Below are 15,401 nucleotides of genomic sequence, written 5' to 3' on the forward strand. Positions count from 1 at the left end.
AATCGGTCCTGCCACAACAAACTTCGCATACATCCCCAACACCGCCGATTCGTAGCGGAGGAGGCGTACGGGGACTAGCGTCGAACCCACTGGACCGCCTTCCGTCCACACAGTTTGGAGAGCGCCATGAATCTTTCGAACGCCACGAAGGCCACGAAAGCCACCGTCGCATCGGGTCTCGTCCTCGTCGCACTCGGGACGGGAGTCGGCACCGCATACGCGGCACCCGCCGCCGCCCCCGGCGACGTGGCCGTCCCGCTGGCTGTGCCTGTCGTCGACAAGCAGACGGCGCAGGACAACCTTATTCGCGAGATCACGATCGGGTGGGAGACAGGCGGTCCCGCAGGCATGGCGATCGGCGCCGGTGTCGGCCTCGCGATCGGCTGCGTCTCGATCTTCCCGAACTTCGTCGCCGGCTGCATCGTGGGCACGGGGATCGGTGCCGCCGTCGGCGCCTACAACGGCATCACCGGCGCCAATCCGAACGTGCAGCCGGCGTTCTACGAGTGGCTCAACGCGACACCGTGATCGAGCGGACGTCCCCTACGAGTGGTCACCACTCGTAGGGGACGTCGTCGCTCACCCCGAGGTCGTCGCACAGGCGCCGGATCGCGCTGCAGTCCTGCACCAGTTGCTGTCGGTCGGCCTCGTGGGCGGCGTCGGCCACCATCGCCGCCCCGCCCCGCACGTTCTCCGCCTCCATCACCGCGGTCCACGTCGCGAAGTCGTTGGCACGGAACGCCTCGAGCCCGTCGGCCAGCCCGGCCAGCAGCATCCTGCGGTCGTCGCCGTCGAGGCGCTCGAACACGATCTTCAGCAGCTCCCCGGCGATCGACGAGTGGCAGTACTCGTCCCGCCGGTGCAGCACCACCGTCGCCCGGTTGACCGGTTGCACGTTGTCGTCGTCGGTCATCAGCCCCAGATAGGCGCTGATCGAGGTCTCCGCGACGGTGGTGAACGCCAGGCTCACCAGTGCCGACTCGCGGGGAGTGTCCGCCGCCGCGACGGCCGCGTGGTGCCGTCGGACGGTGGGACCGTAGGGCAGTCGGCTCTCGGTCAGGTTCCAGCCGCGCCGCCGCCGGGTCAGCGCGCTCGCGTTGAGGTGCATCAGCGTGTGGTACTGCTCGTCGACCATCGCCTGCAGCGTCGCGACGGTGAGGGTGTCGCCCAGTCCGGTGCCGAACGCGTCCTGCGACAGCAACCGGAACCCGGGATTGACGACGTACTGCTCGACGTCCATCACGTTCTTGTTGTAGGCGATCCACGCCCACGCGAGGATCCGGTTGCGGGTGGGCTCGTCCAGACCGCGGAACCGGTCGTGGTCGTGGAACGGGATCAACGTCTCCGGGTAGTCCGCCTTGGCCGGGTCGAACAGTTCGTCCAGGTCCGGTTCGGGTCGCTTCACCGTCGCCCGACGCGGCCAACTACCGGCCAGACTGTCGATGATCGCGCTCTCGACCGGGTCGGACGGATCGAACGGCGGCAGCGACGGCAGCCGCAGCAACTGCTCGTGCGCGGCGGCCTCCTCGCGGAACGGGTTGTCGGTCACCGCGTCCCCCCGTCCCCGTGCGGCGGTGCGTGCAGGCCCCCGAAGAGGTCGGCGCACAACCGGCGATAATCACCCAGCCGATCCCCGAGAGGCTCGACGGCCTCCGCCATCAGGTCGCCGAAGACACGCTCGTCGCCGTGCGCGACCGCGTTGGACAACCGGGACAGCGAGGCCGCCAGCGCCGACCGGGCCCGGTCCGCGGCCGGGTTGCCCGCCTGGACGTCGTGGTAGACCTCGGGGACGCCGGACCCGACGCGCGCCAGCAACGCCAGCAACGTGGTGTGCGGCGGGGGAGCGAGTGCGGCCGACGTGCCCGGGTCCACACCGAGCTCGGCCAACGCCAGGCCGAACGACAGGACAGTCGCGTGGGTCAGTGCCTGCGTCGCCGCAGCGATCCGGTCGTGCTCGTCGGCCCCGACCCGGACCACGCGAGCACCCCAGCCGACGACCGAGGCGAGGAACCGGTCCACCGCCGGCGCCGACTGGTGGATCACCGCGGCCACCGGCCGCCCCGGCATCCCCAGCGCCGGTGCGAACATCGGATTGATCCCCACCGCCGGTCGACCCGGCGCCCCGTCCCGCAGCGCGCCGTGGATCCCGGTCTTCACCGACAGCGTCTCGACCAGCAGCGCATCGGGTCTCAGGATCCGGTGCAGCGTGGGCACCGCTGCGATCGCGACGGATTCGGGCACCGCCAGCACCACCGTGTCGGCCTCGGCGAGGACCGCGCGCACCCCCGCGTCGGGTGCGACCGCGTCCATCCCGTCGGCCTGGTCGACGACCGTGACGTCGTCCCCGTCGAGGCGCAGCAGTTCCACGAGCATCGAACCGACCGCACCCGCGCCGCCCACCACCGCGAGCCGGGCGGTCACCGGGTCCGCCCGCGCGGTCATCGGTCCCCGCCGCTGGTCCCGGCGTCTCCGGCGTCTCCGGCGTCTCCGGGGTCCGAGGTCACCGACAGGCACCGCCGCATGGTCACGGCCTTGACCATCGTCTCCTCGAGTTCCTCCTCCGGATCGGACAACGCCACGATCGCGCCGCCCACACCGAACGTGACCCGGTCGTCCGTCGCGACCATCGTGCGGATGACGATCGAGAAATCGGCCGTCCCGTTGATCGAGAAGTACCCGATGGCACCGGAATAGACGCCGCGGGGGCCCTCCTCGAGCTTGTCGATGATCTCCATCGTCCGCAGTTTCGGGGCCCCGGTCATCGAGCCGCCCGGGAACGCGGCACGCACACAGTCCACCGTCGACACGTCGTCGCGGAGTGTCCCGCGGACCGTCGAGACCAATTGGTGGACAGGGGCATACGTCTCGACGTCGAACAGTTTCGGGACGTGCACCGATCCTGGAGTGCACACCCGCGACAGGTCGTTGCGGACCAGGTCGACGATCATCAGGTTCTCGGCACGGTCCTTCTCGCTGTCGAGCAGGTCCTTACGCAGGGCCGCGTCGTACTCGGGCCGCGCGTGGCGGGGCCGGGTGCCCTTGATCGGCTTGGATTCGACGACCCGGTCCACCCCGATGCGCAGGAACCTCTCCGGCGACGCGCTGAGCACCGACACCCCCGTGAACTGGAGCAGCGCGCTGTACGGGGTGGGACTGATCTCGCGGAGCGTCTCGTAGCTCTGCAGCGGATCGATCACCCGGTCCACCGTCGCCGCGTTGGTCAGACACACCTCGTACGACTCACCGGACCGGATCTCGTCGAGGCACTGGCCGACCAGCGCCAGGTACTCGTCTCGGGCGTGCCGCAATCGCGGCTGGGTGTCGGCCTCGAGTTTGACGAGCGGATGCGGGGGAGGCGCCTCGACGGCCTCGTCCAGTGCGCGGATCTCGGCCTCGGTGGCCGCGAACCACTCCGCCACTCGCGGATCGTCGGGGTCCTCGCTGAGGGCGAGCAGATAGCAGCGGCCGCCGAGATGGTCGATCACCACCGCGCGGTCGGCGAAGACGAAGGCCGCGTCGGCCGTCGGCGACGTGTGCACCAACTGGCTGCCGGCGTCCGCCTTCAGCTCGTAGCCGAGGTACCCGACGTATCCGAGGCCGAACGCGAACGGCAGGTCCGGGACCGCCGGCACCGCTCGCTCCCGCAACTGCTCGTCGATGTAGTCGAAGAAGCGTTGGTGCACCGATTCGACGGGGCGACCGTCGCGGTGGACACAGACGGTCGTCTCGGCCACTCGATACGTGACGTACTCGGCGAGCGGACCGGAGCAGTCGCCCATGACCGAGAATTTCGACTCCGGCTCGATCGCGGCGCTGCCGTCCAGCCAGAAGCTGTTCGGTCCGTCCGCGAACAATCGGCCGTAGACGTCCTGCGGATCGACAGCGCGATCCACCCGCCGGGTGTGCACGACGTACCTGGGCTTCGCCTCCGCCGGGCCCCCGGACCTTGCACCGGAGTCGGCGCGCGGCGGCGGGGACACGGACACGGTCCGCGTCGACGACCTGCCCGAGTGCGTCGGTGTCAGATCACGGAAGTTGCCCATCAGTTCGCGCCCGTACTGCGTGCAGATCGACTCCGGATGGAACTGCACCCCCCACAGGGGATGTCGGCGGTGCTTCGCCGCCATGATCAGGCCTTCGTCCGTCCAGGCGTGCTGCTCGAGTTCCGGTGGCAGACTCTCCACGATGAGCGAGTGGTAGCGGACGGCCTGGAACGGCGACGGGATGCCGGCGAAGATCCCGGCACCGCTGTGCCGGATCGGCGACAGCCGACCGTGCATCGGGACCGGCGCCAGCCCGACGTTGCTCCCGAACAGGTGGCACAGGCCCTGGTGGCCCAGGCACACCCCGAGCACCGGAATCTCCCGATTCGCGATCGCCCGCGCGCTGACACCGAAGTCCCGCTTGCGGTCCGGGCGTCCCGGACCGGGGGAGATGACGATGTTGTCGAAGGTGCCGATATCCACCGACGCCCAGTCCACATCGTTCTTCACCACACACGGCGGTTCGCCGTTCACCTCCGACAACAGGCTGTAGAGGTTGTAGGTGAACGAGTCGTAGTTGTCGATCAGGAGTGTGCGGGTCGACATGGCGCCATCAGCCCGTAGCACGATTCGTGTCGCCGTTGGACCCGATGACGACGTCCTCGACGCGACACGTCTCGCCGATCATCAATTCGTACAGGCTGCGGAGGAAATCGGGAGACAGCCCGTTCGCGCGAGCGAATTCCTCGGCGCGTGCCTGAACGAGGTTCACGCGACCGGGCTGCATCATCGGGATTCGCTGATGTCGCTTCACCTCCGCTATCCGGACACACACATCGATGCGGGCTCGAATGGCCTCGAGTAGCCGGTCATCGATCGCGTCGAGTTCCGCCCGCAGACGAGCCAACCCCGGCTGCTCGGCCGAGATCGCATCCACGGGGGGTTCTGAGGTGCAGGCCCTCGCGGGGCCGTTGGTGTCGTCCATGCGCCACCTCGCCTTACGTCTGCTGGACCGGCGCGGTAGTTCTGCGAGCCATCGCGTCAGCTGAATCCGCTAGCTGCGTGCGTTCTCTTCATGATGTCACGGGCGACTAGGCGAGGCGAATCCTTGCCGCATTTCGGGTGGAGGTCCCGCGAGCGCCTCGATCGGTTCGGTGACAGTGCGGTCACGACCCGTGTCGATGTGTCCGGATTCGATTGCATCGCACGCGATCGTGCGGTATTCGGCCTCCAATATGTCCGTCGCGCAAAGTCGTTCACCGGATTGGAGGGATTCTCCGAAGGAGTCGCATAAGCTGAGTCGCCGACCGGTCAAAGGTCCTCGACTCGCGCGCATTCCGATATTCATCCAAATGCGCAATTCGGTGAAAACACACAATTCCACGGAGAAATCCGAGGACTTCGAGGGGGGATGTCCATGCAGTTCCTGGTGCGAGCGCCGCGACCACGGTGGTCGCGGTTGCTGCCGGACACGAGCCGTGGCGGCGTGGGGGGAGCGCTCGTCACGGCCGCAGTGATCGTGTGCGCGACGGTCCTCGCGCCGTCGGCCGTCTCGGCGTCACCGATCTATCCGGTCGCCGATCCCGATCCGTTCTACAGCCAGCAGGACGCGGCGGCCGGCGCGGCACCCGGGGACGTCCTCGCGACCCGCCGTATGCCGCCGCTGCCGCAGTTCCCGAACACGTCGGTGTGGCAGCTCAAGTTCCGGTCCACGAACTCCGAGAACCACCCGATCGCCGCCGTCACCACGGTTCTCGTGCCCGACAACCGGCAGCAGAACGGCCCGCTGCTGTCGCTCCAGCACATCATCAATGCCCTCGGTGCCACATGCGCCCCGTCGCGCGCGCTGTACACCAACGACCCGAACCTGATGATTCGCGAGTCCCCGGCCCTGAACGTCGCGCTCGCCCGCGGATGGACCGTGGCCCTGCCCGACCATCTGGGACCCACCAGCGCGTACGGCGCCGCGCGGCTCGGCGGACAGATCACCCTCGACGGCATCCGCGCGGTGCAGCGCGTCCCCGACCTGGGCCTGGCCGCGAGCCCCGTCGCGCTGGCGGGATACTCCGGCGGAGGCATGGCCACCTCGTTCGCGGCGGCCCTCGCCCCGTCCTACGCGCCCGAACTGAACATCGTGGGCGTGGCCTCCGGTGGTGCGCCGATGAACATCGGCAAGATGGCGCAGGCGCTGGGCACCGCGCCCCACCCCGCGTTCGGGCTGGCGCTCGCGGCCGCGATCGGACTCGAACGGGAGTATCCCGACCTGCTGCCCATCAGCGAGCAACTGAACGACAAAGGGATCGCCATGCGCAACGCGCTGGCCAACGCATGCACCAACGACATCCTCGCCACCGGCGCGGGTCACAGTGCGGCAGAGATTTCCCGCACGACCGACCTGCTCGCCAGTCCGGCCGCGGAGGCGGTGCTCGACGACAACAGCATCGAACGGTATCCGGGCGTGCCGACGGCCCCGCTGTACGAGTGGCACAGCCCCACCGATGCGCTGATCCCCGTGGACTCGATCGTCGCGACCGTGCAGCGCTACTGCCGGGCCGGCGCGACGGTGGAGTTGGAGTTGTTCCCGAGCCCCGACCATCTCACCACCGCGGTTCTCGGGGCGCCGCGCGCCCTGGACTACCTCGACGCCCGGTTCCGCGGGGAGCCTGCGCCCAGCAACTGCTGACCGCCCGTTTCCGTCGGGAAACACGGGGCGCGGTCGTGATCGAGGCCACCCGGCCGGGACAGACAGCGGCGCCGCCACGGAGTTCCGTGGCGGCGCCGAAGCGTTCGTGTGCGAGCGAGCGGGCTATGCGCCGCGCCGCTTCGCCTTGAGCAGGTCCAGACGCTCCTTGAGCAGCTCCTCGAGCTCCTCGACCGAGCGACGCTCCAGCAGCATGTCCCAGTGGGTGCGCGGGGGCTTGACCTTCTTCGCCTCGGGGGCGGTGCCCTCCAGGAGGGTGCCCTCGAGACCGTTCTTGCACAGCCAGGTGCCGGGGATCTCGGCGTCGTCGGCGAACGGGACGTCGAACTCCTCGCCGTTGTCGCACCGGTAGCGAGCCATGCGACGGGGCGCCAGGTCGTGGTCGCGGTCGGTCTCGTAGCTCACCGCTCCGAGCCGGCTACCTCGAAGTACGCGATCTGCCATGGGGGTGTCCTCTCCTCGTTCTTCCGCCGCGCCAGTTCGCCGTGGGCGGCGCACCGAGCGTTCACAACCCTCTACAACGTCCCGGAATCCCGGAACGTTCCCGAGACTCACGTGGATGCGGCCGCCCCATGTTACCGGGTACGTCGCCCTGCACGAGGGTCAGCCCGCAGTAAGGTGTGCGTCCATGGCTGCAGCTTCCCGGAGACCCGAATCGTGCGTGTGGTGCGGCCGCGAGGTGGCTCCCGCCGGGATCGGGCGCCGCCGCCGGTACTGCCGTCAGTCGTGCCGCCAGCGCGCCTACGAGCAGCGCATCGCGGTCAAGGGCACATCCATCCCGGTCGACGCCCTGGTGCTCACCGCCGAGGAGTCCTCGGCCCTCTCCGATCGGATGTTCGAGCTGCGGTGCGCGGCGGAGGACGTCGCCACCGCCGTCGCCGAGGACGCCGACCATGCCGAACTCACCGAACTCGCCGACCGGTTGGTCGCGATGGCCCGGGCCGCGGAACGCTTCCGCTGACGAGCTCGGCCTCGACCGCGGCGGCCACCCGCGGGACCGCGCGCCGCACCGGTGTCGACAGTCCCACTCCCGACCGGACGTCGGTGCCCTCGACGGTGAACGTCACCAACCGGCGCGGCGCCGTGCCCAATACCCGGGACAGTGCGAGTGCGGCGGCCACGTCCACCCGGTGCCCGCCGACCTCGCCCGCGCCGGCGAAGCCGTCGGTGGCGACTCGCCGCACCCGTCCAGGACGGGGCCGCGCACACTGCAGCAGGTCGACGACGATGGCGATGTCGGTGCCCGACCAGGCGGTGACCAGATCCACGGTATCTGCGGGGATACACACCGGGATCTCCGCAGCCAGGCGACCGCTCAGAGCTCGCACCACCGCCGGACCCACCCCGTCGTCGCGGCGGAACTCGTTGCCGATGCCGATCACCGCGGCCCTCACGACCGGGTCATCCGAAGGTCGAGGAAGTGGGTCGCACACGAGATGCACGGATCGTGATTGCGGATCGTCCGCTCGCACAGACCGGTCAGTGCGTCGTCGTCGAGGTCGAGGTGCTCACCGATCCGCGCGACGAGATCGGCCTCGATCGCATCCTGGTTCTGCGCCGTCGGCGGCACGATGACCGCGTCGTCGATCAGGGCGTCGTCGCCGATGCGGTAACGGTGGTAGAGCAGCCCACGCGGCGCCTCGCTGACGCCGTGGCCCACCCCGGGCCGAGCCTCCATCGCGACCGCGGGCTCGGGCCGCTCGTACTCCTCGATCAGGCGCAGCGCCTCCTCGACGGCGTACAGGACCTCGACCGCGCGAACAACGATGCTGCGGTAGGGGTTTCGACACTCGTCACCGAGCCCGGCCGCGGTCGCCGCCCGCCGGGCCAGGGGAGAGAGGTGGTCGGAGTTGAGGGTGAACCGCGCCAGAGGGCCGGTCAGATACCGCTCGCCGTCGAGCCGCGCGTGCAGGGCCGTCGAGGTCGGCACCTGCCGCTCGACGACGTGCCGATCGAACTCGGCGGCGGGGAACTGTGCCCCACCGCTGGTGCGCACCACACCGTCCTCGATCGCGTACCGGTGTTCGTCGTGGAGTGCCACCAGCACCGGATCCAGTTCGACGTCCGGGAAGTCGAAACCCGCGACCCACTCGACGGTCTCCGCGGCGGCGTCCAGGGCGGCCCGGAGGGTCCCGGTGAGGGTCGCCAGTTCCTCGACGGTCGGTGCGCGATAGAACCCGCCGACGCGCACGTTCACCGGGTGGATGGGTCGCCCGCCGATGGTCTCGAGGATCGCGTTCCCGGCCTTCTTGAGCGCCAGACCGCGCTCGACGGCCGCGCGGTCGATCCGGGCCAGTGCGATCGAATCCGGGACGCCCAGAAAGTCCGGTGCGTGCAGGAAGTAGATGTGCAGCGTGTGGCTGGCGATCCACTCACCGCAGTACAGCAGCCGGCGCAACGCGAGCAGCCGCGGTCCGGGGGTCACCCCGCACGCCTGCTCGAGCGCGTTGCAGGCACTGACTTGGTAGGCGACCGGGCAGATCCCGCAGATGCGGGACGTGATGTCCGGCGGCTCCTGGAAGTCCCGGCCCCGCAGGAACGCCTCGAAGAAGCGCGGCGGCTCGTAGATGTCCAGTCGCGCGTCCTCGACCGTGTCGCCGCGGACCGTCACGTCGAGGCGGCCCTCGCCCTCGACCCGGGCCAGCGCCCGCACCGTCAGCCGGCGCACTGTTGCCGCGTCGCGGCCGGGCGGGTCGGGAGTCCCGGAACCGTCAGTGCCCATACCTGCGGCCCTCGTCGAAGTCGGGGTCCGCGACGTTGAACGTCGAGAACACGCGGCCGATGCCGGCATCGTCCATGCCGCACCGGCGCAGCCAGCCTGCCAGTGACGCGATGTTGGGGTTCGGAGTGGGACCGAAACAGCCGTAGCAGCCCCGGGCGTGCGCGGGACACAGGGCACCGCACCCGGCATGGGTGACCGGCCCCAGGCACGGGGTTCCGTCGGCGACCATGACACACGTCAGGCCGCGACGCTTGCACTCGGTGCACACGCTGGTGTTCGGGACGTTCGGGGTCCGGCCCGCCAGGAACGCGGTGATCACCTCGATCAGTTGTCGCCGGTCGATGGGGCAACCGCGCAGCTCGAAGTCCACCTGCACATGGGCGGAGATCGGTGTCGACGTCGCGAGCGTTTCGATGTACTCCGGGCTCGCATACACCGCGTCGGCGAACTCGACGACATCCGCGAAGTTGCGCAGCGCCTGCACTCCGCCGGCGGTCGCGCAGGCACCGATCGTGACCAGCCGCTTGGAGTTGTCCCGGATCGCGTGGATGCGGTCCACGTCCGTGGCGGTGGTGACCGAACCCTCCACGAGCGACAGGTCGTACGGACCCTCGATCACCGCGCTGGACATCTCGAGGAAGTGGGCGATCTGCAGTTGCGTGGCGACGCCGAGCAGTTCGTCCTCGCAGTCGAGCAGCGAGAGTTGACAACCGTCGCAGGACGCGAACTTCCACACCGCGAGAGACGGCCGGGTTGCGGGTGTCGGGGCACTCATCACAGCTCCCGGGTATGCATGAGCGGTGCGGCGGATGCGTAGTCGACGACGGGACCGTCGCGGCACAGCAACAGCTCGCCGAGTTGGCAGTGCCCACACACCCCGATGCCGCACTGCATGTTGCGTTCCAGCGAGACCTCGACGGCGTCCGGTGCGACGCCCTGACCCAGGAGGACCCGCACCGAGAACCGCATCATCGCCTCCGGTCCACACAGAATCGCCCGGGTTCGGGCGGGGTCGAGGTCGAGGCGTCCGAGAACTTCGGTGACGAACCCGATCGGCCCCGACCAGCCGGGAGCCGGCCGGTCGACAGTGACGAGGACGTCGATGCCCGCCGCTCGCCAGTCGTCGAGTTCGCCCCGATAGAGGATCTCCTCGGGGCTGCGGGCACCGACGACGACGGTGACCGCGCGGTATGCGGCCCGGTCGGCGCGGACCGCGAGCACGGGCGCCCGGACCGCGGCGAAACCGACCCCGCCGGCGATGATCAGCAGGTCCCGTCCGGTGGCCGCCGCGAGGTTCCAACCAGTGCCGAACGGTCCACGCACCCCGATCATGCGTCCGACGTCCGCGTCGTGCAGAGCCGCGCTGACCGCGCCCACACGCCGGATCGTGTGCACCGAGACCCCGTGTCGTGCGGTCGGATCGCCGCACGACGAGATCGGGATCTCGCCGACTCCCGGCGCACACAGCATCATGAACTGGCCCGGCCGGAAGCCCGGCAGGGGCGCGTGGACCGGGCACAGTTCCAGTGTCACCGAGTCGTGCGTCTCCACCGTGCGCCGCAGCACCCGGTGCGCGGTCGGCACGACCGTCGCGGTCACGGCGAGCCACCGGGGTTCGCATAGAGATCCAACAGGCGCGCGCGGGTGGCCTGGAGTCGGTCGAGGAGGACGGCGGACAGCGCCTGCGACACCGCATAGCCGAACGCCGGATCGGCCTCGGCCGCGTCGCGCAGGGCCACGGCGTCGACCTCCCACGCCTCGGTGGTGTCGGCCGCGACGGCAGCGAAGTCCCACACCCGCGGGGGCCGCAACCACGACCAGCCCAGCACGTCCCCGGCGGCGAGCGTCTCGATCACGACATCCCCCCGGCCGGGCACCGACGTGCTCAACGACACCCTGCCGCGCCGCAGCAGCCAGCATCGACGGGCCGGCTCGCCTTCCCGGAACACGAACTCGCCGGGCAGCCACAGCGTCGGCGTCGACAGCGCCTCGAGCCGGTCGCGTCCCGCCTCGTCCAGCCCCGGCAACAGGAGTCGCGACGCGGAGGCACCCGCACCGGTCGTCACGGCGACTGCCCGGCTCCGGGCAACGCACCGGTCAGCCGCGCCGCCTCCTCGGTGATGTCGATGCCGACGGGACACCAGTCGATGCACCGGCCGCAGCCGACGCACCCCGAGCTGCCGAACTGATCGAACCAGGTACCCAGTTTGTGCGTCATCCACTGGCGGTAGCGGCTCTCGCCGCTGGTGCGGACGTTGCCGCCGTGCAGGTGCGAGTAATCGAGCTCGAAGCACGACGACCAGTGCTGCCGGCGCTCGGTGTGGTCGCCGGTGAGTTCGCTGACGTCCTCGGTGGTGGTGCAGAAGCACGTCGGGCACACCATGGTGCAGTTCCCGCAGGTCAGGCAGCGGGCCGCGACCTCCTCCCACACCGGTTCGTCGCGCGCGGCGCGCAGCAGCGCGCGCAGATCGACGTCGGGCATCTCCCGGCCCATCGCGCCGGCGGCCGCCGTCACCGCGGCGCGGCAGTCCTCGGTCTCGGCGTCGGCCGCGGCGCGGTGCGGGATCCGGTCGAGCAGGTGCTGCCCGGTCTCGGTGCCGACGTCGACGAGGAACCAGTGCCCGTCGTCGTCCACGTGCTCGGTCAGGGAGAGGTCGTAGTCGGCGGCGACGTCGGGACCGGTGCCCATCGAGGCACAGAAGCACACTCCGCCCGGCTCGGTGCAGTTGACTGCGATCACGATCAGATTCCTCAGCACGCGGGCGGAGTAACTGTCGGATTCCGCTGACAGGACCCGGTGCAGCGTCCGGATCGCGGCGAGGTCGCAGCCGCGGACACCGAGGAACACATATGCCGGCGGCGGGTCCACCGGCGCCGAGAATTCGCCGTCGTCGCACGACCACAGCACCCGGTGCGCGGGATGCAGGTACTGCTTGAACGACATCGGGCCCGACGAGTGCGCAAATACGGCCTGGTCGTCGCGGCGGCGCAACCGATACTCGCCGGGGGCTGTGAACACACCCCACCCGTCGGGCAGTTGTGTGCCCGACTCGAGCTCGGCGAGCACAATCGCGCTGTCGCGGACCGTCGGTCCCACGACTCGGCGACCGTCGCCGCGCAACACTCGGATCAGATCGTCGAGTGCGCGCCGATCGATGACTGCGTTCATGGCACCCCCTCTCGTCCATTGGGACAGCTCACTCGGCCGGAGTAAAGGGCCGTTCGGCCCTGGACCGCGTCGGCCGCGCCGATGACGATCGGACTCAGGAGGCGGGGGCGGCCATCGCCCGGGCCAGAGGGAGGCGGCCTGCGATGCCGGCGATCGTCACGCTGACCATGAATCCGGCGCTCGATATCTCGACGAGCGCCGGGGTCGTGGGGCCGACCGACAAGATTCGTTGCGCGGAGCCCCGCTACGACCCCGGTGGTGGAGGGATCAACGTCGCACGGATCGCGCGCGTGTTGGGGGAGTCCGTGGTCGCGGTGTTCCCGGTCGGCTCGGCGACCGGAACGGTCCTGGGTGCGCTGTTGGATCGCGAGGGTGTGTGGAACCGTCGGGTTCCCATCGACGGCGCCACCCGGGAGAGTCTCACTGTCGACGAACTGAGCACCGGGGACCAGTTCCGGTTCGTGCTGCCGGGCCCGCACATGAGCCTGGCCGACCAGGAACGCTGCCTCGCCCTACTCGCGGAGGTGGCCCGGGACGCCCAGCTCGTGGTGGCCAGCGGGAGCCTGCCCCCGGGCGCCCCACCGGACTTCTACGCGCGGGTCGTCGCAATGACACGCAATCTCGGCGCCCGCTGCATCGTGGACACGTCCGGCGAACCGCTACGCCACATCGACGCCGGGGTGTACCTACTGAAGCCGAGCATCCGCGAGCTCCGGGAACTGGCCGGTCGCGATCTGGTCGACGAACCCGACCAGGTCCGGGCCGCACGCGAACTCGTGACGGAGGGTCGATGCGAGGCGGTGGTGATCTCGCTGGGGGCGCGCGGCGCCATCGCGGTCACCGCCGAATCTGCCGAGCGATTCGCAGCGCTCCCGGTCCGTTTCCGCAGCGGGGTCGGCGCCGGAGACGCGATGGTTGCCGGCATCACCGTCGGTCTCGCCCGGAATTGGTGCCTGCACGACGCCGTCCGCCTCGGCATCGCGGCCGGCGCCGCGATGCTCACCACCGCGGGTACCCGTGTGTGCCGGCGCGAGGAGATCGAGAATCTGTACCGCCGCACCCGAGACGCCACTACCGTGGAAGTCGACAGCGCGGAGACGACCGAAAGGCAGGGGTCATGACCGGTCCCGAACACCATCCGCACGATCCATCCGACCATCCCCACGTCCACGGCGACAATTGCGGTCATGAGAAGGTCCAGCACGGCGACCACGTCGACTACATCCACGACGGGCACCGGCACGCCGAACACGAGGGCCACTACGACGAGCACGGCGAGGTCGGCTGACCGTCGTTGGACACTCGCACCGGAGGTTCCGCGGACGATTCCGCCGAGCAGCCGTTCGCGGCCCTGCACGAGACCCATTCCGGCGTCGTGTTCCTCCTCGGCGATCGCGTCTACAAGGCGAAGAAGCCGATACGCACCGACTTCCTCGACTTCAGCACGCGCGCGGCCCGCGTCGCGGTGTGCGCCCGGGAGGTCGAACTGAACCGTCGTCTCGCGCCCGACGTCTATCTCGGCATGACGGAACTCCGTGACCCGGACGGCCGCGACGGCGAACCCCTCGTCGTGATGACCCGGATGCCCGAGAAGGCGCGGCTGTCGGCCCTGCTGCGTTCGGAGGTGCCGGTCCAGGATCGGGTCGATGAGATCGCCGACCTGATCGCAAGATTCCATCGAAGCGCGCACCGCGGCCCGCACGTCGATCACGAGGGGACCATCGAGGCGGTCCGCCGGCGGTGGCGCAACAACTTTCGCGAGACTCGGACGATGCCGCAGGACGTCGTCTGCGACGACCGCCTGGACGCGCTCGAGCGCACCGTGAACAGGTTCCTCGACGGGCGCGGGCAGTTGTTCGCGGACCGCATCACGCAAGCCCGGATCGTCGACGGCCACGGCGACCTGCTGGCGGACGACATCTTCTGCCTCCGCGACGGTCCACGCGTCCTGGACTGTCTCGAGTTCGACGACCGACTCCGGTACGTCGACGGCCTCGACGACGCCGCCTGCCTCGCGATGGATCTCGAGTTCCAGGGCCGCGCCGACCTGGCGACCCGTTTCCTGGACCGGTACACCGGTCAGGCCGACGACGCTGCGCCCGACGCGCTGCGCCACCACTACATCGCCTACCGCGCCTTCATGCGGGCCAAGGTCGACTGTGTCCGGCACCTGCAGGGCCGGTCCGAGTCCGCGCAGGACGCACTTCGCCACACCGCACTGGCCGCGGAACACCTGCGCCGCGGGGCGGTTCGCCTCGCCCTGGTGGGAGGGCTGCCCGCGTCCGGTAAGTCCACGGTCGCGGCGCGCCTGGCGGAATCGGTGGGCGCGCTGCTGCTGTCGAGCGACGCGATCCGCCGTGACCTGTTCGCCGACGAACGCGGCCGCGACCCGGCCCCCGGATTCCGCGGCGGCCGGTACTCCACCGAATCCACGGACCGGGTATACGCGACGATCCTGGGCCGGGCCCGCGAGGCCCTGGGGCGGGGCATCTCCGTCGTCCTCGACGCGTCGTGGACGGACGCCCGGCTGCGCCGGCGGGCCGAGGCGATGGCGTCGGACGCCGTCGCCGACCTGGTCGCGCTGCGATGCGTCGCCCCGCCGGCGGTCACCGAGTCGCGACTGCGGGCCCGCGCCGCCACCGAACGCGACCACGACTCGGAGGCCACGCCCGACATTGCCCGCGCCATGGCGCAGCGGGCCGACGCCTGGCCCGGGGCGACCGATATCGACACATCCGGGCCGCTGCAGGACTCGCTGCACGCCGCCGTGCGCCACTGGGCCGCGCCGTCCGGCAACCGATGACGAAGGCCCCTAGCTGATCAGAC

The 15,401-nt window shown here is 70.1% G+C and carries 17 protein-coding genes; 6 read left to right on the forward strand and 11 right to left on the reverse strand.

What is annotated here, in order from left to right; genetic code table 11:
• Nucleotides 1-126: 126 nt before the first annotated feature.
• Nucleotides 127-528 carry a hypothetical protein gene (locus AB4Z09_RS09055; protein ID WP_174910267.1) on the forward strand — a complete coding sequence of 134 codons (402 nt, stop codon included), beginning with the start codon at nt 127-129 and terminating at the stop codon, nt 526-528.
• 25 nt (nt 529-553) lie between these two features.
• Here AB4Z09_RS09055 and AB4Z09_RS09060 read toward each other — a convergent pair whose 3' ends face one another.
• From AB4Z09_RS09060 to AB4Z09_RS09075, 4 genes are read right to left on the reverse strand one after another with little or no spacing between them, the layout of a single operon-like run.
• Entirely contained in the window at nt 554-1,549 is a 996-nt protein-coding gene (locus AB4Z09_RS09060; RefSeq protein ID WP_442239588.1) for an AurF N-oxygenase family protein, read from the reverse strand.
• Entirely contained in the window at nt 1,546-2,442 is an 897-nt protein-coding gene (locus AB4Z09_RS09065; RefSeq protein ID WP_442239589.1) for a prephenate dehydrogenase/arogenate dehydrogenase family protein, read from the reverse strand. Before AB4Z09_RS09065 ends, AB4Z09_RS09060 begins: the two co-directional genes overlap by 4 nt.
• Complete coding sequence (pabB, locus tag AB4Z09_RS09070; RefSeq protein ID WP_442239590.1) at nt 2,439-4,589, reverse strand: aminodeoxychorismate synthase component I; 2,151 nt, start codon at nt 4,587-4,589, stop codon at nt 2,439-2,441. The genes AB4Z09_RS09065 and pabB overlap by 4 nt, the downstream gene beginning before the upstream one ends.
• Nucleotides 4,590-4,596: 7 nt before the next feature.
• A complete protein-coding gene (locus AB4Z09_RS09075; protein ID WP_174910275.1) occupies nt 4,597-4,968 on the reverse strand; it encodes a chorismate mutase family protein in 372 nt (123 codons plus the stop codon).
• Between the two features lie 426 nt (nt 4,969-5,394).
• Between AB4Z09_RS09075 and AB4Z09_RS09080 the strand changes: the two genes are divergently transcribed.
• Nucleotides 5,395-6,666 carry a lipase family protein gene (locus tag AB4Z09_RS09080; protein ID WP_442239591.1) on the forward strand — a complete coding sequence of 424 codons (1,272 nt, stop codon included), beginning with the start codon at nt 5,395-5,397 and terminating at the stop codon, nt 6,664-6,666.
• A 123-nt stretch (nt 6,667-6,789) separates the two neighbouring features.
• On the opposite strand, the gene AB4Z09_RS09085 is transcribed toward AB4Z09_RS09080, so the two are convergent.
• Entirely contained in the window at nt 6,790-7,128 is a 339-nt protein-coding gene (locus AB4Z09_RS09085) for an RNA polymerase-binding protein RbpA (protein ID WP_114722367.1), read from the reverse strand.
• 184 nt (nt 7,129-7,312) lie between these two features.
• On the opposite strand from AB4Z09_RS09085, the gene AB4Z09_RS09090 reads away from it, so the two are divergent.
• Nucleotides 7,313-7,645, forward strand: a complete 333-nt coding sequence (locus AB4Z09_RS09090; protein WP_114722368.1) for a hypothetical protein — start codon at nt 7,313-7,315, stop codon at nt 7,643-7,645.
• Here AB4Z09_RS09090 and AB4Z09_RS09095 read toward each other — a convergent pair.
• Genes AB4Z09_RS09095 through AB4Z09_RS09120 form a run of 6 tightly spaced genes read right to left on the reverse strand, consistent with a single transcriptional unit; the run spans nt 7,587 to nt 12,575 of the window.
• The gene (locus tag AB4Z09_RS09095) at nt 7,587-8,078 is read right to left on the reverse strand and encodes a hydrogenase maturation protease (RefSeq protein WP_442239592.1); all 492 of its coding nucleotides are present in this window, start codon (nt 8,076-8,078) and stop codon (nt 7,587-7,589) included. The two genes, AB4Z09_RS09090 and AB4Z09_RS09095, sit on opposite strands and share 59 nt — an antisense overlap.
• A complete protein-coding gene (locus AB4Z09_RS09100; protein WP_442239593.1) occupies nt 8,075-9,406 on the reverse strand; it encodes a Ni/Fe hydrogenase subunit alpha in 1,332 nt (443 codons plus the stop codon). Before AB4Z09_RS09100 ends, AB4Z09_RS09095 begins: the two co-directional genes overlap by 4 nt.
• Nucleotides 9,396-10,181, reverse strand: a complete 786-nt coding sequence (locus AB4Z09_RS09105; RefSeq protein ID WP_442239594.1) for an oxidoreductase — start codon at nt 10,179-10,181, stop codon at nt 9,396-9,398. Before AB4Z09_RS09105 ends, AB4Z09_RS09100 begins: the two co-directional genes overlap by 11 nt.
• Entirely contained in the window at nt 10,181-11,005 is an 825-nt protein-coding gene (locus AB4Z09_RS09110; RefSeq protein WP_442239595.1) for an FAD/NAD(P)-binding protein, read from the reverse strand. Before AB4Z09_RS09110 ends, AB4Z09_RS09105 begins: the two co-directional genes overlap by 1 nt.
• Nucleotides 11,002-11,472 carry a Crp/Fnr family transcriptional regulator gene (locus AB4Z09_RS09115; RefSeq protein WP_442239596.1) on the reverse strand — a complete coding sequence of 157 codons (471 nt, stop codon included), beginning with the start codon at nt 11,470-11,472 and terminating at the stop codon, nt 11,002-11,004. Before AB4Z09_RS09115 ends, AB4Z09_RS09110 begins: the two co-directional genes overlap by 4 nt.
• Entirely contained in the window at nt 11,469-12,575 is a 1,107-nt protein-coding gene (locus tag AB4Z09_RS09120; protein WP_442239597.1) for a 4Fe-4S dicluster domain-containing protein, read from the reverse strand. The genes AB4Z09_RS09115 and AB4Z09_RS09120 overlap by 4 nt, the downstream gene beginning before the upstream one ends.
• Nucleotides 12,576-12,718: 143 nt before the next feature.
• Here AB4Z09_RS09120 and AB4Z09_RS09125 point away from each other — a divergent pair, with 143 nt between their 5' ends.
• Genes AB4Z09_RS09125 through AB4Z09_RS09135 form a run of 3 tightly spaced genes read left to right on the forward strand, consistent with a single transcriptional unit; the run spans nt 12,719 to nt 15,378 of the window.
• The gene (locus AB4Z09_RS09125; protein ID WP_442239598.1) at nt 12,719-13,696 is read left to right on the forward strand and encodes a 1-phosphofructokinase family hexose kinase; all 978 of its coding nucleotides are present in this window, start codon (nt 12,719-12,721) and stop codon (nt 13,694-13,696) included.
• Nucleotides 13,597-13,863: a hypothetical protein gene (locus AB4Z09_RS09130; protein ID WP_397484721.1), complete on the forward strand. Its 267-nt coding sequence runs from the start codon at nt 13,597-13,599 to the stop codon at nt 13,861-13,863. The genes AB4Z09_RS09125 and AB4Z09_RS09130 overlap by 100 nt, the downstream gene beginning before the upstream one ends.
• A gap of 6 nt (nt 13,864-13,869) precedes the next feature.
• Entirely contained in the window at nt 13,870-15,378 is a 1,509-nt protein-coding gene (locus AB4Z09_RS09135; protein ID WP_174910288.1) for a bifunctional aminoglycoside phosphotransferase/ATP-binding protein, read from the forward strand.
• Nucleotides 15,379-15,401 lie beyond the last annotated feature (23 nt).

It is taken from the genome of Rhodococcus sp. TAF43, assembly GCF_052113525.1.
Taxonomy (GTDB): domain Bacteria; phylum Actinomycetota; class Actinomycetes; order Mycobacteriales; family Mycobacteriaceae; genus Prescottella.